Origin of the sequence: Jatrophihabitans telluris (assembly GCF_023516435.1) — a bacterium.
Taxonomy (GTDB): Bacteria; Actinomycetota; Actinomycetes; order Mycobacteriales; family Jatrophihabitantaceae; genus Jatrophihabitans_A; species Jatrophihabitans_A telluris.
On record NZ_CP097332.1, the window covers coordinates 2,707,749 to 2,728,896 of the forward strand.

General features: G+C 67.7%; 14 protein-coding genes and 1 tRNA gene. 3 read left to right on the forward strand and 12 right to left on the reverse strand.

Annotated elements, in window-relative coordinates:
- Positions 1 to 112: 112 nt before the first annotated feature.
- Entirely contained in the window at positions 113 to 1,318 is a 1,206-nt protein-coding gene (locus M6D93_RS12625; RefSeq protein WP_249769596.1) for a branched-chain amino acid ABC transporter substrate-binding protein, read from the reverse strand.
- A gap of 337 nt (positions 1,319 to 1,655) precedes the next feature.
- Positions 1,656 to 2,171, reverse strand: coding sequence for an ANTAR domain-containing response regulator (locus M6D93_RS12630; RefSeq protein ID WP_347343635.1), 516 nt, complete (start codon positions 2,169 to 2,171; stop codon positions 1,656 to 1,658).
- Between the two features lie 217 nt (positions 2,172 to 2,388).
- Here M6D93_RS12630 and M6D93_RS12635 point away from each other — a divergent pair.
- A tRNA-Leu gene (locus M6D93_RS12635) sits at positions 2,389 to 2,461 on the forward strand.
- Positions 2,462 to 2,606: 145 nt separating this feature from the next.
- On the opposite strand, the gene M6D93_RS12640 is transcribed toward M6D93_RS12635, so the two are convergent.
- From M6D93_RS12640 to gltB, 4 genes are all read right to left on the reverse strand, one after another.
- On the reverse strand, positions 2,607 to 3,530 hold the full coding sequence (locus M6D93_RS12640; protein WP_249769598.1) for an acyl-CoA thioesterase: 924 nt from the start codon (positions 3,528 to 3,530) through the stop codon (positions 2,607 to 2,609).
- Positions 3,520 to 4,950 (reverse strand): pyruvate kinase, encoded by a 1,431-nt coding sequence (pyk, locus tag M6D93_RS12645; RefSeq protein ID WP_249769600.1) that lies wholly within the window; start codon positions 4,948 to 4,950, stop codon positions 3,520 to 3,522. Before pyk ends, M6D93_RS12640 begins: the two co-directional genes overlap by 11 nt.
- Positions 4,951 to 5,071: 121 nt before the next feature.
- Positions 5,072 to 6,955: a Na+/H+ antiporter gene (locus tag M6D93_RS12650; protein ID WP_249769602.1), complete on the reverse strand. Its 1,884-nt coding sequence runs from the start codon at positions 6,953 to 6,955 to the stop codon at positions 5,072 to 5,074.
- Positions 6,956 to 7,021: 66 nt separating this feature from the next.
- The gene (gltB, locus tag M6D93_RS12655) at positions 7,022 to 11,602 is read right to left on the reverse strand and encodes a glutamate synthase large subunit (RefSeq protein WP_249769603.1); all 4,581 of its coding nucleotides are present in this window, start codon (positions 11,600 to 11,602) and stop codon (positions 7,022 to 7,024) included.
- Between the two features lie 273 nt (positions 11,603 to 11,875).
- Here gltB and M6D93_RS12660 point away from each other — a divergent pair, with 273 nt between their 5' ends.
- A complete protein-coding gene (locus tag M6D93_RS12660) occupies positions 11,876 to 12,628 on the forward strand; it encodes an ankyrin repeat domain-containing protein (protein WP_249769604.1) in 753 nt (250 codons plus the stop codon).
- On the opposite strand, the gene M6D93_RS12665 is transcribed toward M6D93_RS12660, so the two are convergent.
- On the reverse strand, positions 12,621 to 13,457 hold the full coding sequence (locus tag M6D93_RS12665; protein WP_249769605.1) for a VIT1/CCC1 transporter family protein: 837 nt from the start codon (positions 13,455 to 13,457) through the stop codon (positions 12,621 to 12,623). The genes M6D93_RS12660 and M6D93_RS12665 overlap by 8 nt on opposite strands.
- Positions 13,420 to 15,267 (reverse strand): prolipoprotein diacylglyceryl transferase, encoded by a 1,848-nt coding sequence (gene lgt, locus M6D93_RS12670; protein ID WP_249769606.1) that lies wholly within the window; start codon positions 15,265 to 15,267, stop codon positions 13,420 to 13,422. Before lgt ends, M6D93_RS12665 begins: the two co-directional genes overlap by 38 nt.
- 262 nt (positions 15,268 to 15,529) lie before the next feature.
- On the opposite strand from lgt, the gene M6D93_RS12675 reads away from it, so the two are divergent.
- Positions 15,530 to 16,519, forward strand: a complete 990-nt coding sequence (locus M6D93_RS12675; RefSeq protein ID WP_347343636.1) for a quinone oxidoreductase family protein — start codon at positions 15,530 to 15,532, stop codon at positions 16,517 to 16,519.
- Here M6D93_RS12675 and M6D93_RS12680 read toward each other — a convergent pair.
- From M6D93_RS12680 to trpC, 4 genes are all read right to left on the reverse strand, one after another.
- Positions 16,509 to 17,921 (reverse strand): HNH endonuclease signature motif containing protein, encoded by a 1,413-nt coding sequence (locus M6D93_RS12680; protein WP_249769608.1) that lies wholly within the window; start codon positions 17,919 to 17,921, stop codon positions 16,509 to 16,511. The genes M6D93_RS12675 and M6D93_RS12680 overlap by 11 nt on opposite strands.
- Before the next feature lie 188 nt (positions 17,922 to 18,109).
- On the reverse strand, positions 18,110 to 18,907 hold the full coding sequence (gene trpA / locus M6D93_RS12685; RefSeq protein WP_249769609.1) for a tryptophan synthase subunit alpha: 798 nt from the start codon (positions 18,905 to 18,907) through the stop codon (positions 18,110 to 18,112).
- On the reverse strand, positions 18,904 to 20,157 hold the full coding sequence (gene trpB / locus M6D93_RS12690; protein ID WP_249769610.1) for a tryptophan synthase subunit beta: 1,254 nt from the start codon (positions 20,155 to 20,157) through the stop codon (positions 18,904 to 18,906). The genes trpA and trpB overlap by 4 nt, the downstream gene beginning before the upstream one ends.
- 120 nt (positions 20,158 to 20,277) lie before the next feature.
- Entirely contained in the window at positions 20,278 to 21,090 is an 813-nt protein-coding gene (gene trpC / locus M6D93_RS12695; protein ID WP_249769611.1) for an indole-3-glycerol phosphate synthase TrpC, read from the reverse strand.
- Positions 21,091 to 21,148 lie beyond the last annotated feature (58 nt).

A 21,148-nucleotide genomic window follows, 5' to 3' on the forward strand; every position in this document is an offset into this window, starting at 1 on the left:
GGGTCCAACGGGAACGGGGCGCCGGGCGTACGAAGGGCTCCGCCGGTCAGTGGTGCTGACCGACGGAGCCCGTCGTCACTACTTCACTCGAGCTCCCGAACCGGCTGGCTGACTAGTTCTGGTCCTTCAGCAGGCCAACCGAGACGATCTGGCCGTTCTTCTGGGTGTAGAGGCTCACCGTGGTGGCCCCGGCGGGTTCACCGTCGGAACCGAACTTCACCTCGGTGGTGATGCCCTGGTAGTCGATCGCGTTCACGGCCGTCAGGACGGTGGCCTTGGTGACACTGCCCTTGGACTTAGCGTCCTTGATCGCCTGGATGAGGGCGTTGGTCGCGTCGAAGGCCTCCGGGGAGTACGTCGACGGCGGGGTGTTGTAGGCCGCGGTGTAGTCGGTCGTGAACTGCTTGGCGTTGGCAGCGATCGTCGCGTCCAGGCAGCCACAGGTGAAGTACCAACCGTTACCGGCCGCACCCGCGCCCTTGGTGAAGACCGAGGACTTCACGCCGTTACCACCAGCGGTGATACCGGTGTAGTTGACCGCCTTGAGCGCCTTGGCGAACAGCGCCGCCTGAGCGTCGTAGCCGCCGTAGAACAGCGCGCCGGCACCGGAGGACTTGACGGACTGGGCGATTGCACCGTAGTCCGTGGTCTTGGCGTCCACACCCTGGCGGGTAACGGCAACGCCCTTGGCCTTGAGCTCCTTGTCAACGGCGTCGGCGACGCCCTTGCCGTAGTCGCTCTGGTCATCGACGACGAAGACCTTCTTGAGTCCCTTGCGGGCCAGCCAGTCGGCACCCTGGGTGCCTTCGACGTTGTCGTTGGGGATGATGCGGTGGAAGGTCTTGAAACCAAGCGTCTGCAGGGTTCCGTTCGATGCCGACGGCGTGATCATCGCCAGGCCGGCGTCACCGTAGGTCTGGCCGACGGCCTTGGTCGCGCCGGAGAAGCTCGGCCCGATCACGCCCATGACGGTGTTGTCCTGAAGAACCTGAGCCGCCGCGGCCGGAGCCTTGGACGGGTCACCGACGTCGTCGGCCTTGAGGAGCTTCAAAGTGAAGCCGAGGTCGCCCTTGGCGTTGGCCTGCTTGATCGCCAACTCGGCGGCGTTGACCTCGTTGATGCCGAGCTGTTGGTTGTCACCGGACAACGGGCCCTCGAAGGCGATGGTGTACGTGCCACCACCGGCCGGCGCGGACGAGCCGCCACTGCTGTTGCCGGCGAGCCCCCCGTTGTTGGTCTTGGAATTCGAGCACGCGCTGAGGGCGAGAACGCCCGCAATGCCTACTACGGCGATCTTCGCCAGGGAACGAGTCCGCACTGACGTGTCCTCCCTTGTTCTCGACCCTCGATTTGAGGGTCGGGTTCCTCCGTCAGCCACCGGCAATCGGATTCCGACCATCGGGACGGAGCTCGGCGGCTGTGCGGGGTGGACGCTACTGCGCGAGTGAGTCTCGCAGGTCACAAAAGAGTTGCGTCTCGCCGGTCGTAATCAAATCGCGTCCCGGATGTGCCTCGACGTAACAAGAGAGTCCGAATTTGCCGGAAAAGTGGGGATACTCGCGCAACACATTGTTTCTCAAATCGAACTCAAATGCCGTTCGTTGAGGTCGTGTTCGAGCCGGTCGTCACCGGCCGGCCCATGGCACGGGGTCGGCTCAGCCGTGGCCGGTCTCAGTCAGAACCAGCTCGGCGACCGCGCGCATGGTGGTGCGCTTGTCCATGGCCGCGCGTTGGATCCAGCGGAAGGCCTCCGGCTCGGACAGCCGATGCTCAGCCATCAGCACACCCTTGGCCCGCTCGATCAGCTTGCGCGCCTCGAGCCGGTCCTGCAGGCCCGAGACTTCCGCCTCCAGGGCGCGGATCTCGGCGAAGCGGCTGGTCGCCATCTCGATCGCAGGCAGCAGATCGCGCTTGTGGAACGGTTTGATCAGATAGGCCATGGCCCCCGCGTCACGAGCCCGCTCGATCAGGTCGCGTTGGCTGAAGGCGGTCAGGATGACCACGGGGGCGATCCGCGCGCCGGCGATGTGTCCGGCCGCGGTGATGCCGTCCATCTTCGGCATCTTCACGTCGCAGATCACGACGTCGGGGCGCAGGTCCTTGGCCAGCTCGACGGCCTTTTCGCCGTCGGCCGCCTCTCCGACGACTTCGAAGCCCTCCTCGATCAGCATCTCGCGCAGGTCGAGACGGATCAGGGCCTCGTCCTCGGCGATCAACACTCGCCGGGGCGCACTGGAGGACGCAGCGGGCTCTCTCAGTGCCCCCACTGTTGCGGCTGTCTGCTCGACCACGCTGCTCACTACCTTCGACTCGTCCAGGCACTCGGTACTCCGTTGGACCGGTGCGCGCGCCCAGAGCCTATCGGGCTACACTTTCCGACGGTCTGAAGCCCCTGTATCCCAACGGCAGAGGAAATGGTCTCAAAATCCATCAAGTGTGGGTTCGAATCCCACCGGGGGCACACTGTCATAACGGCGCGTTGGTTTCGCCGCCCGTCGAACCGGCTGAAACAGCGATCCAGCTGAAACAGCGATCTAGCTGAAACAGCGATCGGGCTGAAACAGCGATCCAGCTGAAACAGCGGGCCAGCCGGAGCAAACAACAGCCTAGGAGAACTGCTCGGTCACGTTGGGCAATCGGATCATGCCCTCCTGCGCGACGCTGACCACGTGGCGTCCGTCCTGGGTGAAGAAGCGGCCGGTGGCCAGACCTCGCCCACCCGCGGCCGAGGGCGATTCCGAGATGTACAACAGCCACTCGTCGGCCCGGAACCCGCGGTGGAACCACATCGCGTGGTCCAGCGAGGCCATCGAGATGGGATCGAGCCGCGCTGCCAGCCCGTGGTGGATCAGCACCGAGTCGAGCAGGTTCATGTCGGAGGCGAACGTGACCGCGCAGACGTGCACCAGCGGGTCGGCCGGCAGGACCCCGTTCGTACGGAGCCAGATGCGGTGCGGGGAATTCTCCCGCGGACCCTGGGCGCGCTGTACCCACGGCGGGTCGTCGACGTAGCGGATGTCGAACGGCTGCGGGATATGCCCCACGACCGACCACAGATCGTCGAAGCCGATGAAACGTTCGGTCAGCGTCGGCAGCGACTCCGGCCGCGGCACGTCCGGCATCGGTGCACTGTGGTCGATGCCGCCCTGAGGCAGCTGGAAGGAGGCCGACAACGTGAAGATCGGCTGGCCGTGCTGCACCGCCACCACCCGGCGGACCGAGAACGAGTGCCCGTCGCGGACCCGTTCCACGGTGTAGATGATCGGCACCGCCGGGTCACCGGGTCGGATGAAGTACGAATGCAGCGAGTGGACGGCCCGGCCGGCCTCGACCGTGCGACCGGCGGCCACCAGCGCCTGCCCCGCTACCTGCCCGCCGAAGACGCGCTGGAACGAGACCTGCGGGCTGACGCCCCGGAAGATGTTCTCCTCGATCGCTTCCAGATCGAGGAGGTTGACGAGCCCGTCGACTACGGCTTGGCCGGCCGGCGGGGCGCCGGACAGCGTGTTGAGATCAACCTCAGCGGTCACGTTGCAGGACGCCTCCGATGTGGTGCACCCGGATCGTGTTGGTCGTCCCGGGCGTGGCGGGTGGTGTTCCTGCGACGATAACCACGAGGTCGTCCGGGCGACATACCTGTTGGGTGACCAGGGCCGAGTCGACCTGGCGCACCATCTCATCGGTCGTCTGCACCGTCCACACCCGGTGCGCCTGAACGCCCCACGACAACGCCAGCTGCCGTTCGACCTGCTCGTCCGGTGTGAAGGCCAGCACGGTCTGATGGGCGTGCAGCCGCGCCAGGCGGCGGGCCGTGTCCCCACTCTGGGTGAAGGCGACCAGTGCTTTGGCTCCCAGCGAGTCGGCGATGTCCTTGGCCGCCTTGGCGATCACGCCGCCCGGGGTCCGGGGGTCGTGCAGCAGGGCGGCGACATCGACGGTGTTCTCCTCCACCGACCGGATGATCCGGCTCATCGTGGCCACCGTCTGCACCGGGTACTTCCCGACGCTGGTCTCCCCCGACAACATCACCGCGTCGGCACCGTCGAGCACCGCGTTGGCGACATCGGAGGCCTCGGCCCGGGTCGGACGGGAGTGGCTGATCATCGACTCGAGCATCTGAGTGGCGACGATGACGGGTTTGGCGTTGTCGCGGCAGATCGCCACGGCCCGCTTCTGCACCATCGGCACCTGTTCCAGCGGCAGCTCCACGCCGAGGTCGCCGCGAGCGACCATGACGCCGTCGAAGGCCAGCGCGATCTCGGTCAGTGCCTCGACGGCTTCCGGCTTCTCGATCTTGGCGATGACCGGGCGGCGGATACCGACCCGGTCCATGACCTCGTGCACGAGCTTGATGTCGTCGGGCGAGCGCACGAACGACAGGGCGATCCAGTCGACGCCCAGCCTGAGGGCGAACTCCAGGTCGCCGATGTCCTTCTCGCTGAGCGCGGGCACACTCACCGCGACACCGGGAAGCGACAAGCCCTTGTTGTTGCTGACGATTCCGCCTTCGCTGACGTCGCACACCACATCGGTGCCGTTCTCGACCGCGACCGCGACGAGCGCGACGTTGCCGTCGTCGACGAGCAGCCGATCGCCCGGACGGACGTCGTCGGCCAACTGCTTGTACGTCGTGGACACCCGATCATGAGTGCCTTCGACGTCCTCGACGGTGATCCGGATTCGCTCGCCGGTCGCCCACTCGACCGGGCCGTCGGCGAAGCGGCCGATGCGGATCTTCGGTCCCTGCAGATCGGCCAGTGTCGCGACGTTGCGGCCGGCGGCGTCGGCGGCCGCGCGCACGAGCCGGTAGCGGCCGGCGTGGTCGGCATGCTCGCCGTGGCTGAAGTTCAAGCGGGCGACGTCCATCCCCGCTTCGACCAGGGCCCGCATTCGCTCCGGCGGATCGGTGGCAGGCCCTAGGGTGCAGACGATCTTCGCTCGACGGCTCACGATGAGTAACCCTAAACGTTACCGGCCGGTCGTAGGCACGGACCCGCTGATCGATCGTCCCCGCGCATCGCAGGGACGTCCCGCGCGGGGCTCGAACGTGTCTCTGCGGCCGGGAACGGGATCAGCCGAGCAGGCTGTCGACGTAGCACCAGCGCCACGCCTCGCCCGGCTCGACCGACCGCATCACCGGATGGTTGGTCGTGCCGTAGTGCTTGTCGGCGTGCAGCCCGGGTGAGGAATCGCAGCACGCAACGTGACCGCAGGTCAGGCACATCCGAAGGTGGACCCAGTTCAGGCCCTCCTCCACACACTCGTGGCACTCGCCGGGCGTATCCGGCCGGTGCGTGATCGGGGCCTGCTCCAGGTGTTCGCAGGCCTGGGTCACGTGTGTCGGAATGAGCTGGTCCTCCCGCGCGTCCTCCTCCGCTTCGCTGAGCCGGTCGATCGTGGACTCTTCCAGGTCGAGCATGCTCATCACGGTCTGCAGAATCTCGTGGTCGAGCACGCCGGTGTCGCGCACCCGCAGGACTTCGGCACGCTCGGCGTTGAGGACCTTCAACCGCAACTTCGCGTACTTCTCACTCGGAGTCATGTGATCGGACGAGGTCGGTCCCAGCCGCTCCCACGCCGCGTTGGTGCGCTGCAGCAACCGCACGCGGACCTGCTCGATGAGGTCCGGATTGATCGGTGGGTCGGCACGGGCGGCGATCTCGTCGAGTCGCTTGAGCCCCGCGTCGGCCGACTGTTGCAGCAGCCCGGCCATCTGCAGTGCGTCCTCCGCCCGGCTCGGCCCGCGCAGATGCAGCAGCCGGACGAGCATCGGCAGTGTGGTGCCCTGAACGAGCAACGTTCCCGCCGTGACGACGAAGGCGGCGAGCACCAGGACGTCGCGATACGGGTTGTTCTCGGTGGGCAGCACGAACGCCGCCGCCAGGGTCACCACGCCGCGCATGCCGGCCCAGCCCACCACCAGCACCTGCTGGGGTGACGGTGGTGACTGCGTTCGCCGGACCGCGGGGACGAGATGCGGCAGGTAGCTGGCCGGGAACATCCAGACCAGCCGCAACACGATCACCGCGCCGAGTACGGCCAGGCACGACAGCACGATCTGGTCGTGGCGCAGCCCGGTGTGCCAGGCATCTTGCACGATGGTCCGGACCTGCAGCCCGATGAGCAGGAAGACCGAGCTCTCCAGCACGAAGTCGACGGTGCGCCAGTTCGTTCGCTCGGCAACGCGGGAGGCCGCGCTCTGCCACACCGGCGCGCGGTGGCCCAGGATCAGCCCGGCGACCACGACCGCCAGGACGCCGGAGGCATGCACCTGCTCGGCCGGAAGATAGGCCGCGAACGGCGCCAGGAACGACACCGTCGTGTCCAGCACCGGATCGGTGAACCGCTGCCGGATCAAACCCAGCCCCATCGCCACCAGGCCACCGACAAGCACGCCACCGCCGGCGGCCCACAAGAACTCACCGCCGGCCTGCCAGATGCTCACGCTCCCGGCGAGCGCAGCCAGAGCAGTACGGAGCGCGACCAACGCCGTCGCGTCGTTGAGCAGCGACTCGCCTTCCAGGATCGTGATGATCCGTCGCGGCATGCCGACCCGCTGGGCCACGGCCGAGGCCGCGACGGCGTCGGGCGGAGCGACCACCGCACCGAGCGCGACGGCAGCCGCGAACGGTACGGGCAACACCAACCAGGTCACGACGGCGACCCCGAACGTGGTGAACAGGACGAGCCCGACCGACAGCAGCCCGATCGCGCGCCGATTGGCTTCGAAGTCGACCAGCGAGCTGCGGATCGCGGTCGTGTACAGCAGCGGCGGCAACAGCCCCACCAGGACGAGCTGGGAAGTGAGGTGCACGTCCGGGATGAAGGGAAGGTAGGAGCCCAGAATCCCCGCGGCGGTCAGGACCAGCGGTTCGGACAGCTCGAAGCGCCGGGCGATGATGGCGATGACGGCGGCCGAGGCGACGAGTAGGACCAACCCGGTCGCAAGATGCATGTCCTCAATCCTGCCAGCCTCGCTGCGTACCCAGTGCGGCCGGCCGCCCGGGACGGCCGACCCGCCTCAGCGCTGGGCGGCGGCCATCACCGCTTCGTCCACGTCCCGGCCCTCGGCTTGTGCCTGCTTGGTCGCTTCCAGCACGCGCTTGTAGTCACGCGGCATGATCACCGAGAACCTGGCCAGCGCCGCGGTGAAGTCGGCCAGCAGCCAGTCCGCGACCGTGGACCCGGTGAGGTCCCGATGCCGGGTCAGCACCTTGTGCAGGGTGTCGGCCAGCTCGCCGGACACCGGCTCGACGTCGACGAGCTCGGCGTTGACCAGTCCGCGGTCCAGGTCCAGCACGAAGCCCACCCCGCCGGACATGCCGGCGCCGATGTTGCGGCCGGTGCGGCCGAGGATGACCGCTACGCCACCGGTCATGTACTCCAAGGCGTGGTCACCGACCCCTTCGGTCACCGCGGTGGCACCGGAGTTGCGGACGCAGAAGCGCTCCCCCACGATGCCGCGCAGGTAGAGCTCGCCGGAGGTCGCGCCGTAGCCGATGACGTTGCCCGCGATGACGTTGTGTTCGGCGATGAGCGGCGCGGACTCGTCCGGGCGGACCGCGATAACACCGCCGGACAGGCCCTTGCCGACGTAGTCGTTGGCGTCGCCGAAGAGCCGGATGGTGATGCCCGGCGGGAGGAAGGCGCCGAGTGACTGTCCGGCCGATCCGCGCAGGGTGATGTCGATCGTGTCCGTCGGCAGCCCGGCGGCACCGTAGCGTCGGGTGACCAGCGAGCCGAGCATCGTCCCGACCGTGCGGTTGACGTTGCGGACCGGCAACTCAAGGCGGACCTGGTCCCCGTCCAGCAGGGCCCCTTCGCAGAGCTGGATGAGGGTGTTGTCCAGCGCCGCCTCGAGTCCGTGGTCCTGCTCGACCCGCTTGGTCAGCGCGGTGCCGGGCGGCGGCTCGGGCATGGTCAGGATCGGGGTCAGGTCGAGACCGTCGGCCTTCCAGTGCTCGATGGCCTTGCGAGTGTCGAGGAACTCGGCGTGGCCGATCGCTTCCTGCAGGGAGCGGAATCCCAGCTCGGCCAGGAGCTCGCGCACCTGCTCGGCGATGTACTCGAAGAACGTGACGACGAACTCGGGCTTGCCGGTGAACCGTGACCGCAACTCCGGGTTCTGGGTGGCCACCCCGACCGGGCAGGTGTCCAGGTGGCACACCCGCATCATGACGCAGCCCGAGACCACGAGCGGAGCGGTGGCGAACCCGTACTCCTCCGCACCGAGCAACGCCGCGATGACGACGTCTCGTCCGGTCTTCATCGCCCCGTCGACCTGCACGGTGATCCGGTCCCGCAGCCCGTTGAGCAGCAGCGTCTGCTGGGTTTCGGCCAGCCCGAGTTCCCACGGCATACCGGCGTGCTTGAGGGAGGTCAGCGGCGCGGCGCCCGTCCCGCCGTCGTGGCCGGAGATGAGCACGACGTCGGCGTGGGCCTTCGACACCCCCGCCGCCACCGTGCCGACGCCGTTCTCGGCCACCAGTTTCACGTGGATGCGGGCCGAGGAGTTGGCGTTCTTCAGATCGTGGATCAGCTGCGCCAGGTCCTCGATGGAGTAGATGTCGTGGTGTGGTGGCGGCGAGATCAGGCCTACGCCCGGCGTCGAATGCCGAGTCCGGGCGATCCACGGGTACACCTTGTATCCGGGCAGCTGACCGCCCTCGCCGGGCTTGGCGCCCTGGGCGACCTTGATCTGCAGGTCGTCGGCGTTGACCAGGTAGTTCGAGGTGACCCCGAAGCGTCCGGAAGCCACCTGCTTGACGGCCGAACGGCGCAGGTCGCCGTTGGCGTCGGGGGTGAACCGGCGCTCGTCCTCGCCGCCTTCTCCGGAGTTGGACCGACCACCGAGGCGATTCATCGCGATGGCGAGGGTCTCGTGCGCCTCGGCCGAAATGGACCCGTAGGACATCGCTCCGGTGGCGAAACGCTTGACGATCTGCGAGACGGGTTCCACCTCGTCGATGCCGATCGCCGGGCGGGCTCCGACCCGCAGCTCGAACAGGCCGCGCAGCGTGGCCCCTTCACGGTTCAGCCGCTCGATCTCGGCGGTGTACTCCCGGAAGGTGTCGTAGCGCCGCTGCCGGGTGGCGTGCTGCAACTTGAACACAGTCTCCGGATTGAACAGGTGGATCTCGCCCTCTCGGCGCCAGGTGTATTCGCCGCCGATCTCGAGCCGGCGGTGCGCCCGCGCGGTCGGAGTCAGCGGGAAGGCCTGGGCATGGCGGGCCGACACCTCGGTCGCGATCTGCTCCAGACCGATACCGCCGAGCTTGTGCGCGGTGCCGGTGAAGTATTCGTCCACCACCTCGTCGGACAGGCCGAAGGACTGGAAGACCTGCGCTCCGGTGTAGGACGCGACGGTCGAGATGCCCATCTTGGACATGACCTTGAGCACGCCCTTGGACAGGCCCTTGATGTACTTCGCGCGAGCCGCCTTGGCCTCGACACCGGTGATCGCGCCGGAGGCGATCATGTCGTCGATGGTCTCGAAGGCCAGGTACGGGTTGACCGCTGCCGCGCCGTAGCCGACGAGCAGCGCGACGTGGTGCACCTCGCGCGCCTCGCCGGTCTCCACGAGCAGGCCGACCTTGGTGCGCTGCCCGGTCCGGACCAGGTGGTGGTGCACGGCCGAGGTGAGCAGCAGCGCCGGGATGGGGGCGTGATCGGCGTCGCAGTCGCGGTCGGACAGGATGAGGATCCGCGCACCGTTGTCGATGGCGGTGGCGCATTCCTCGCGCACCCGCTGCAGCGCCGCGGTCAAGGCCGGCCCGCCCCCGTGCACCCGGTAACGCCCGTCGATCAGGGCGCACTGGAATCCAGGCAGGTCACCGTCGGCGTTGACGTGCCAGATCTTGGCGAGGTCGTCGTTGTCCAGCACGGGAGCGGGCAGGACGATCTGCCGGCAGGAGGCCGCCGAGGGATCGAGCAGGTTTTGCTCGGGACCGATGGTGCCCGACAGCGACGTCACCAGTTCCTCACGGATCGCGTCCAGTGGCGGGTTGGTCACCTGCGCGAACAGCTCGGAGAAGTAGTCGAACAACAGGCGCGGACGCTTGGACAGCACGGCCGTCGGGGTGTCGGTCCCCATCGAGCCGAGCGGCTCCCCGCCGCTGCTCGCCATCGGCTTGAGGATGACCCGCAGCTCCTCCTCGGTGTAGCCGAACAGCTGCTGGCGACGAAGCACGGACTCGTGCGTGTGAACGATGTGTTCCCGCGCCGGCAGGGCGTTGAGCTGGAGCAGCCCGGAGTGAAGCCATTCGCCGTACGGCTGTTCGGCCGCCAGGGCGGACTTGATCTCATCGTCGTCCCGGATCTCCCCCGCGGCCGTGTCCACCAGGAACATCCGTCCCGGCTGCAGGCGTCCCTTGGCGATCACCGTGCTGGGGTCGATGTCGATCACGCCGGCCTCGCTGGCCAGGATGACCAGGTCGTTGGACGTGCGCCACCAGCGGCCTGGACGAAGGCCGTTGCGGTCCAGGACCGCACCGATCATCGTGCCGTCGGTGAACGTGACACAGGCCGGCCCGTCCCAGGGCTCCATCAGGGCCGAGTGGAAGGCGTAGAAGTCTCGCCGCGACTGGTCCATCGTGGTCGCGTTCTCCCACGCCTCCGGGATCATCATGAGCACGGCGTGAGGCAGGCTGCGTCCGGCAAGATGCAGCAACTCGAGGACCTCGTCGAAGCTGGCGGAGTCCGAGGCGGCCGGGGTGCAGACCGGGAACAGCCTGTGCAGCGAGTCCTTGCCGGTGGCGTCGTCCGGACTCGCGAGCAGGGATGAGGCCAGCATCGCCTGGCGGGTGCGCATCCAGTTGCGGTTGCCGCCGACTGTGTTGATCTCGCCGTTGTGGGCGATGATCCGGAACGGCTGAGCCAGGGGCCAGGACGGGAACGTGTTGGTGGAGAACCGGCTGTGCACCAGGGCGATGGCCGTCGCGAACCGCTGGTCGGTCAGGTCAGGGTAGAAGGTGGCCAGCTGAGCAGTCGTGAGCATGCCCTTGTAGACGATGGTCCGGCTGGACAGCGACGGGAAGTAGAGCTCGTCCCCAGAATCGGCAACGACGCGCTCGGCGATCTTGCGCAGGCAGAACGCGCGGCGTTCGAGATCGAGCTGGTCAGTGGCGGGCCGCTGGGGATCGGCGGCGAAGATCGGCTGCTCGAAGGCAGGCATCACACTCAGGGCGGTCGGGCCCAGACCGGCGGAGACGGTGGGGACCGTGCGCCAGCCGAGCAGAACCAGGCCCTCGGCGGCGGCCGTCTCGGTCAGCACCGCCTTGACCCGGTCGCGGGCCTCCGGGTTCACCGGCAGGAACCCGACGCCGGTGATGTAGTGCCCCGGCGGCGGAAGGTCGATGTCCTCGACGACGGCTCGGAAGAACTCGTCGGGCATGGCAACGGTCAAGCCCGAGCCGTCACCGCTGGACGGCTCGGCCCCGGCCGCGCCGCGGTGATCCATGTTGTGCAGAGCGACCAAAGCGTCGGAGACCAGTTCGTGACGCGGGCGTCCCTTCAGGTCGGCCAGGAACGCGACGCCACAGGAATCGGCTTCGTTGCGGGGGTCGTACAGACCCTGCGCGGCAGGCACTGCGGAGAACGGCACGCGTGCTCCCTCTGGTCGTGAGGGCGCGACTCCAGCTGGGAAGCCAGCTCGGCCCTCGTTGTGCGGGGCCGGAAATCCGGGCCCGTTGTGCTCACCGACCCGGAATCTGGATTCCGGCCGATGCGTTGTCTCACCGTTTGTCGGTCAAGCGGGACAGCGTCGGCCCGAACATTGTGCTCGGCCAAGATTACCTGCGCCGAACATTCGTGGCGAACTGGTAACGCTGTGACCCGCCTCGCCTCCTGCGCTCGGCGGTACGGCAGAGTATTTCGCGTGAGCGCTCCCGAGTTCTTCGCCGCCATCGCGGCCGGTGACGTCGACGGTGTCCGGGCCATGCTGGACCAGGCACCGGACCTGCTGGACGAACCCGGTCCGGAGGGTGAATCCCCGGCGCTGAGCGCGCTCTACCACCGTCACGGCCCGCTGGCCGACGAGTTGGCCGCGCGTACCGGCGAGCTCACGATCTTCGAAGCGGCGGCCTTCGACGACACCGAACGTCTGGCCGAGATCATCGACAAGCATCCCGACAGCCTGGTGGCCTTCAGCGCCGATGGGTGGCAGCCGTTGCATCTGGCCGCCTTCTTCGGGCGTGCCGAGGCCGCTCGAGTGCTGCTGGATGCCGACGCGCCCGTCGACGAGGTGTCCCGCAACGCGATCGCGGTGCAGCCGTTGCATGCGGCCGTGGCCGGTCGGCACAGCGAGGTCGTCTGGCTCCTGCTGGCCAGCGACGCGCCGGTCGATGAGCCACAGCAACAGGGTTGGACTCCCCTGCAGGTTGCCGTGCGCAACGGCGACGTCGAGTCGGTACGCGCGTTGCTGGCCGCGGGCGCCGATCCCGACCGGCCGAAAGAGGATGGCGTGACAGCTCGGCACCTGGCCGCCGCCGAAGCAGAGGCGGGGTCCGGTGTCGGCGCTGCTGGGACTGCTGGGACTGCTGGGACTGCTGGGACTGCTGGGAGTTTCGGGGCTGGCGATGGAGCTGACGCGGGAGCGGCAGCGGAAACGATCCGCGCGCTCCTCAGCTGACGTTGGCGCCGACCAGGTGCCCGATGCTGTAGGTGACCACGAAGGTCACGACGCCCAGGAGGACCTGCCGTCCGCTGGCATACCACCAGGCCTTGCTGGTGAAGCGCGAGGTGAGGGCTCCCGTGACGAACAGTCCGGTCAGGGTCAGCAACGCCGCCAACCACAGCAGGTCCGCGCCGAACAGGAACGGCAGCAGCGGCAGGACCGCGCCCACGGAGAAGGACAGGAACGAGGAGATCATGGCCTGCCACGGGTTGGGCAGGTCGTGGATGTCGACCCCGAGTTCCTCCTGCGCGTGGATCTCCAGGGCCTGTTCGGGATCGTGCGATAGTTGCTCAGCCACCAGCTGCGCCAGTTCCGGGTCGACGCCGCGGTTGATGTAGATCTGAGTGAGTTCGGCCAGCTCGGCCTCGGCGTTGTACGTCAGCTCGTCACGCTCGACGTCCACCTCCGCCTGCATGGACTCGTTCTGGCTGCGGACCGAGATGTATTCGCCGGTGCCCATCGAGAACGCGCCCGCGAACAGTCCCGCTACGCCGGCGATCATGACCGACTTTGCCCCACTGCTCGCGGCTGCGACACCGGCGATCAGGCCGAAGTTGGACACGAGCCCGTCGACCATGCCGAAGACGGCTGGCCGGAGCCAACCGCCTGAGACGTCGCGATGCTCATGCCCGATCTCGTGGTCGTGTCCTAGCGGATGCGCCAGGTCGTGCGGAGCGCGATGCGATTCGCGCTGCTCGCCGGTGTTGGACAGCGAGCTGCGGCCGGGCAGCGGCGCGGGATGCGGCTCAGGAGTCGGCGCGCTGATCGGCAGTCCCTTGGTCATGCTCTGATTTTAGGTTGCCGCTTGTGGGGCTCGCGGACTCAGGACTGCCTAACCCCGTCGTTCGCCGAGGTCGGGGCCGTCGCCCGGCCTTGGTCGCAGCAGGGCTCGTGGCAACCCTTTCGTCCTGCTTGCTGGGCTCGGCGGCTCCGCGGGTGGGCTCGGCGGCTCCGCTGGTCGGATCGGCCTCCGCGACATCAGTCACATCGGCGACCTCGGGCAGAGTCGGCTCGGACGCCTGCGGCCGGCCTGGCTCCACCTGCGCGGACGGCCGTGCCGTTTTCGGCCGTGCCGTTTTCGGCCGGGCTGGTTTCGGCTGGGCTGGCTGCGGCTGGGCTGGCTGCGGCTGGGCTGGCTGCGGCTGGGCTGGCTGCGGCTGGGCTGGCTGCGGCTGGGGTGGCTGCGGCCTAGCCGTTCTTGGCGGGACTGATTTGCGCTGGACCGGTTTTGACTCCGAGGGCGTCGGCGCCGACCGGCTGCCTCGCTGGGTCCGGCTTCGAGGCTTGGCTGTGGCGACACCGGCGACCTGGGCATCGGCTACGTCGGCTTCGGCTACATCGGCTTCGGCGACGTGGGCATCGGCGACCTGGGTTTCGGCTACATCGGCTTCGGCGACCTGGGCTTCGGCTACATCGGCATCGGCGACCTGGGCATCGGCTACGTCGGCTCCGGCGACCTTGGCTTCGGCGACCTCAGCGTCGGCATCGGCGTCGGCGTCCCGCGGATTGACGACCCCGGCGAACCTGGCGACCTCGGCGACCTCGGCGACCTCGGCGACCTCGGCGACTTCGGCGACTTCGGCGACCTCGGCGACCTCGGCGACGGAACTGTCGCGGGCAGACAGGTCGACCCCGGATACCTCAGCCCCGAGCTCAGCGCCCTCGCTGTCTGAACCGGCGCTCGACCCGGCGGCGGAGCCGTGGGCGTCGCCCTCCTGGCCATCGAGCTCGGTCACGCTTTCGGGTCCCGCCGCAAGGCTGCGCGGCTTACCGCGTTGGCGCAGGAAAAGCACCAGGCCGCCCAGGAAGACCAACAGCGCCACCCAGTTGTTCAACCGCAGACCCAGAACATGGTTGGCGTGGTCGGAGCGCATCGCCTCGATGACGAACCGACCGGCCGTATAGCCCATGAGGTACAGGGCGAGCACCTGTCCTCGGGCCAGGCGGAACCGGCGGTCGGCATAGAGCAGCATCGCGGCGATCAGCAGGTTCCACAGCAGTTCGTAGAGGAACGTCGGCTGGTAGTAGCCGCAGATCTGAGCCACGGTGTCGTTTGGCGAGCAGGGTTGGGCTTTGCCGGTGACGACGTCGATGTTGTGAATGGCCAGCTTCCACGGCAGCGAGGTCGGGTCGCCGTAGAGCTCGTTGTTGAACCAGTTGCCCAGCCGTCCTAGGGCTTGGGCGATGATGATTCCAGGCACGGCCACGTCTGCGAACGCGATGAAGTTGAGCTTGTGGCGGCGGCAACCGATGTACGCGCCGAGCGCGCCGAGGGCCACCGCTCCCCAGATGCCGAGCCCGCCGTCCCAGATCTTGAAGGCGTCCAGCGGATGCTGGCCCTTCTTGAAGTAGAGCTCCGGGTCGGTGATCACGTGGTACAGGCGGCCACCGATGATGCCGAAGATGATGGCCCAACCGGCTACGTCCCCGACCTGCTGAGGGCCCCCGCCACGCTGCTTCCAGCGCCGGTCGGCCAGCCAGAGGGCCACGACGATTCCGGCCACGATGCACAGCGCATAGATGTGGATCGGCAGCGGGCCGAGACGGATCACGCTGACGGTGGGACTGGGGATCGTCGCTTCGATTCGCTGCACGCGCTAACGGTAGTGCCCAGGTCGGCCGGGCTTCTCCCAGCCGGTGCGGCAGCGTCCTGCGGTCGCGACGCTGCGCTCCCGGACCGCGAGGCAAGAGATGTCGCCCGCGGGCTCCCGCGGTGCCTGCCCGGTGCCTATCGTCCTCCGGACGTCGGGTGGCGACGGGGTCAATCCGGCGCGGGTTTGGCTCCGACATTCGAGGTGGTTGCTCGTGCCCGACGGCAGCGAGCGAACTAGGGTCGGGAACGTGACCGATGATCAGCTGACCCAGGCCCTTGTCGTGACTCGAACCGGCGGATCGGAGGTGCTCGAGGTCCGGACCCAGCCGGTCACGGCGCCCGCGTCGGGAGAGGTGGTCGTCGACGTCGCGGCGGCCGGCGTGAACTTCATGGATGTCTACCAGCGCCAGGGCATCTATCCGGTCGATCCACCGTTCGTGCTGGGCAGTGAGGGGGCCGGTACGGTCGCTGAGCTGGGTGCCCATGTCCTGGGGGTCGAACGCGGTGACGTGGTCGCCTGGCCGCACGTGCGGGGCACTGCCGCGGGCCGCGTCACGGTTCCGGCCGATTCGGTGGTTCCGGTTCCGGAGGGTGTGCCGGCAGAACTGGCGGCGGCTCTGATGTTGCAGGGGCTCACAGCTCATTACCTCGTCAACTCCACCTTTCCTGTTCAGTCCGGTCACACCGTCCTGGTTCACGCCGCTGCCGGCGGAGTCGGGCAGCTGCTGACTCAGCTGGCCAAGGCCAAGGGGGCAACGGTGATCGGGACGGTCGGGTCCGCGGCGAAGGCCGACAAGGCCCGTTCCGTGGGCGTCGACCACGTCATTGATTACACACAGTTCAGCGGTGCGGACGGAGCAGGTCTGGCCAGGGCGGTCCGCGACCTGACGGGCGGCCAAGGCGTGGACGTCGTGTACGACGGCGTCGGCAAGGACACCTTTGACGCTTCACTGGCCTCGTTGCGCATTCGCGGCACGCTGGCGTTGTTCGGCGGCGCGAGCGGGCAGGTGCCGCCGTTCGACATTCAGCGCTTGAACTCTGGTGGGTCGCTGTTTCTCACTCGGCCGACGCTTGGACACCACCTGCGTACTCGAGACGAGCTGCTCGGGCGCAGCAAGGAACTATTCGACGCGGTGCTCGCCGGGTCGCTCAAGGTCGAGATTGGCGGACGCTACCCACTGGCCGATGCCGCGCGAGCCTATGACGACCTGGAGGGCCGTCGGACCATGGGAAAGCTTCTGCTCATTCCCTGATCGGCGGACGGATTCGCCGGTTGTAGCGCGGTCGCTGGTCGGGATCGATGAAGACCGGCGGGATCCAGGCGGGTAGACCATCGTGCATCCGGCATGTCCAGCCACGGACGCCGAACTCGCGGTGATGAAAGTGGCACAGCAGGGTCAGGTTGTTGATGTCCGTGCGACCGCCGTCCTGCCAGGCCCGCACGTGATGCCTTTGAGTCCACGTCGGCGGCGCGTCGCAATCGGGAAAGGAACACCCACGGTCGCGGGCAATGAGTGCCAGGGTCTGGTCTCGTGAGGCGATGCGACGGGTGCGCGCCAGGTCAAGGACCGCCCCGCGGGAATCGCGCATCAGTATTGCGATCTCCGCTTCCTCGGCCAAACCCAGCGCAGCATGCGCCCCGAGCGGCTGCCCGCTTGCAGTATCTACGACCGAGCCGTGGCGCCCACGCTGTGCGAACTGCTCCGCCGTCATAGTGATGATCACGGTTGCCGGTGCCCCCGACGCGGTTGGGCCTTGGTGGCGAGCCAGGACACCGGCAGCCTCCTCCAGCGCGTCATGCATTCTCTGGGGGTGACTTCGAGGATCCGCGCCTTGCTCGCCGGCGGGTCGTGGTGCTGAGCGCGCATCGAGAAAAGACCACAGCAGCTGTCCACACACCGGACTCAGTTGGCCCCTCAGCTGCCAGGACCCATCGGAGGCAGGCAAGAGGGATAGAGACCGACGGCGGTTGAGTAATTCATCCCGGGGCGCTCGCCCGTCAGGGTCGATCGTGTCCAACAGCCGTTGCCCGGCCAGGCTCAACTCGCGCGGACCCGCTTGGTGCGCGAGCTCGGTCAAGACTTCGGCCGCCCGATCGAAGCCATCCGTCCCGACCTCCGCCGGAATCTTGTCCAACACCTCGAGCACCACCGTCACCTGTTCGGTCGAGACGGCGCCGTTTCGGTAGGCGCGCGCCAACACCGGCACCACCGGGGGCAGGGCCGCACCCGACAGCCCGAGGCGTGGACACAACGCTCGTGCGATGGCGACCCGACGCCTTGCCTGCGCCGGAGAAAAGCGCAATGTTGCGACCAGCAGGTCCGCCGTAGACCGTGCTCCGACCTCCGCGGCCATCCCGCGGGAGTCGACGACGGCGACCAGGGCCGCCTCGACAGCGTCGAGCCGCCGGCGTAGCCCTTCGACCGCGCGTAGTTCGGCCGCCAGCTCCATCACCGGCAAGCGTGACGCGGCGCCTTCATCGACCCACTGAAGGTATTCCGCAATCGCCACGAACAGGGTTGCGGCAGAGGGGCACGTGGCTTCATGCACGCGTTCATCGGATCGGTTATCAATCGCGGTCATGGCAAGCACGCTAAATACGCCCACCGACAACCGAAGCAGGTTATCCACAGACAGGTCGAGAATCGCCTTCATCCACAGCCGGTTCGGTCATCCACAGGCCGCGCGAGGTGTCGCTGCGGCGTCGCGTCGTCTGCCAGCATCGAGCGATGCCAAACCAGACCGAGCCACCGAGAATCTTCCCAGCCCTCGAATTCTCACCCGCACGGATCGCCGCGACAGGTACTCCGCGGCCGTACGCGACCACGCAAGATCAGTCGCCGTCAGTGCCGCCGCACACCCTCGGCGAGGGTTTGAGCAAGCACGCCGGCCGCGATTGCTCCTTTACCGTCGGGGGAATCGAGCAGGCAGCGCACGAACGCGGACCCGACGATGACGCCGTCGGCGAAAGCGGCAACCTCGGCGGCCTGGTCCGCGTTCGAGACGCCGAGACCAACGGCAACCGGGATCTGAGGGGCGAGCTGGCGGACTCGGGAGACCAAGGTCGTCGCGGTACCGCTCACGGCCGTCCTGGTACCTGTCACCCCCATCGTCGACGCCGCATAGACAAAGCCACGAGACTGGCGAGCGGTAGAAACGATTCGAGCATCCGTCGACGACGGCGCGACCAGGAAGACCCGATCGAGGTTGTGAAGCTCGCTCGAAATCAACCAGTCGCCGGCTTCCTCGGGGATCAGATCGGGCGTGATCGCTCCCGCTCCACCTGCCTGGGCAAGATCGGCGGCGAATCGCGAAACGCCATATTTTTCAATGGGATTCCAGTAGGACATGACGACGGCGGCTGCGCCGGCTTCAGCCACGGCGGACACCGCGGCCAAGACATCGGACATCCCGACGCCCGCACGTACGGCGGGATCGACGGCGGCCTGGATCGTCGGTCCGTCCATTCCGGGGTCCGAATACGGCACACCAACCTCGATGACATCGGCACCACCGTCGACCATGGCCCGCATGGCCTGGATGGACGTCTCCACATCCGGGTAGCCGACGGGGAGGTAGCCGATGAGGGCCGAGCGACCCTCGGCTTTCGCATTGGCCAGCAACGATTCCAGGATGCTCATGCGAGTTCGATCTCTTCCTTGAGGGCGTCCTCGCTGACCAGGCCGAAATACTTCGACGCGGTCTCTACGTCCTTGTCGCCACGACCTGACAGGTTGACCAGGATGATCGCTTCGGGTCCAAGTTCACGCCCCAGGTCGAGGGCACCGGCGAGCGCATGTGAGCTCTCGATGGCCGGGATGATCCCCTCGGTCTTGCAGAGCAAGGAGAAGGCATCCATCGCCTGAGCGTCGGTGATCGGCCGGTACTGGGCCCGTCCGATGTCATGCAACCACGAATGCTCTGGGCCGACGCCCGGGTAGTCCAAACCTGCGGAGATTGAATGAGACTCGATGGTCTGGCCGTTGTCGTCCTGCAACAGGTACGAGCGTGCACCGTGCAGCACACCCGGCGACCCCCCGGTGATGGTCGCCGCATGCCGCCCGCTCTCGACACCCTCTCCGGCCGCTTCGAGGCCGATGAGGCGCACGGACTCGTCCGGGATGAAGTCGTAGAAAATCCCGATCGCATTGGACCCGCCACCTACGCAGGCCGCAATCGCGTCCGGCAGGCGACCGGTCCGCTCGAGTACCTGCGCGCGAGCCTCCTGACCGATGACACGGTGGAACTCCCGGACCATCAAGGGAATCGGATGGGGTCCAGCCGCGGTCCCGAACAGGTAGTGGGTCGTTTCCACGTTGGCGACCCAGTCACGGAAGGCTTCGTTGATCGCGTCCTTGAGCGTCCGCGATCCCGTCGTCACCGGCACGACCTCGGCGCCGAGCAGGCGCATTCGCGCCACGTTCAGCGCTTGGCGTCGGGTGTCTTCCTCGCCCATGTAGACGGTGCATTCCAGGCCGAGCAAGGCCGCCGCGGTTGCCGTGGCCACGCCGTGCTGACCAGCTCCGGTCTCGGCGATCACACGCGTCTTGCCCAGCCGCTGGGTCAGCAACGCCTGGCCCAGAACGTTGTTGATCTTGTGGGACCCGGTGTGATTGAGGTCCTCCCGCTTGAGCAGAATGCGCGCGCCACCAGCGTGCGCTGAGAACCGGGTGGCCTCGGACAGCGGTGACGGGCGGCCGCCGTAGTCGCGCAACAGGCGAGTGAGCTCGGCGCCGAAGGCAGGATCAGCCTGGGCGAGCCTGAATTCCGAGGCGATCTCGTCGAGAGCCGCGACCAGCGCCTCCGGGACGAAGCGGCCGCCGTAGGGGCCGAAGTGTCCCCCGGCGTCGGGGACGGATTGGGCAGTCGAGGGTAGGGCGGAAGTACTCATGAACAGATTCTCCTTGCTGGGGGCGCGTGATGGACGAAGCAGACCGAGATCGTCAGCTTTGCCATCGCCAGCAGCACAGGACCAGCTTCGCCAGAAGCGGCTCAAGCGACGGCGCCCGTGTCATCGGGAGGTCCGCGGGGTGGCCGGGTGGGAACCGGCGGTCACGAGATCGGCAACGGCTTGCCGGGGGTGTCCGGAGGTCACCAGCCCCTCACCGACCAGCACTGCGTCAGCGCCCGCCGCGGCATAGGTGATCAGATCATGGGCATCTCGTACACCGGATTCGGCGATCTTGACGATGCTGCTCGGCATTCCTGGCGCGATCCGCTCGAAAATCGAGCGGTCGACCTCCAGCGTCTTCAAACTCCGTGCGTTCACACCGATCACCTTCGCCCCGGCATCCAGCGCCCGGGACGCCTCATCCTCATCGTGCACCTCGACCAGGGCGGTCATGCCCAGGGACTCGATGCGTTCACGAAGACCGATGAGCGCGTTCTGCTCGAGAGCCGCGACGATCAACAGCACCAGATCGGCGCCGTGCGCCCTGGCCTCATGAACCTGATAGGAGCTGACGACGAAATCCTTGCGCAGCACGGGAATGCTCACCCGCGAACGGACCGAGTCCAGGTCGGCCAGCGAACCGCCGAAGCGCCGCTGCTCGGTCAACACACTGATGACCCGGGCGCCGCCGTCCTGGTACTCCGCGGCCAGGCCCGCCGGATCGGAGATCTCGGCCAGCGAACCCTTGGACGGGCTGCGGCGCTTGACCTCGGCGATCACCGCCACGCCTGGCGCTCGCAACGCCGCAAGCGCATCCAATGCCGGGGGCGCTGCCTGAGCCGCTGCCTTGACCTCGGCGAGGCTCACCTGTGCTTCGCGCGCGGCAACGTCTTCTCGTACACCGACGACGATGTCGTCGAGAACGTTGGACACTGCGACTCCTCAGCTTCCGTTGGGGACCGGCTCTGCACGGACGGGGCGGCGGGCTGTA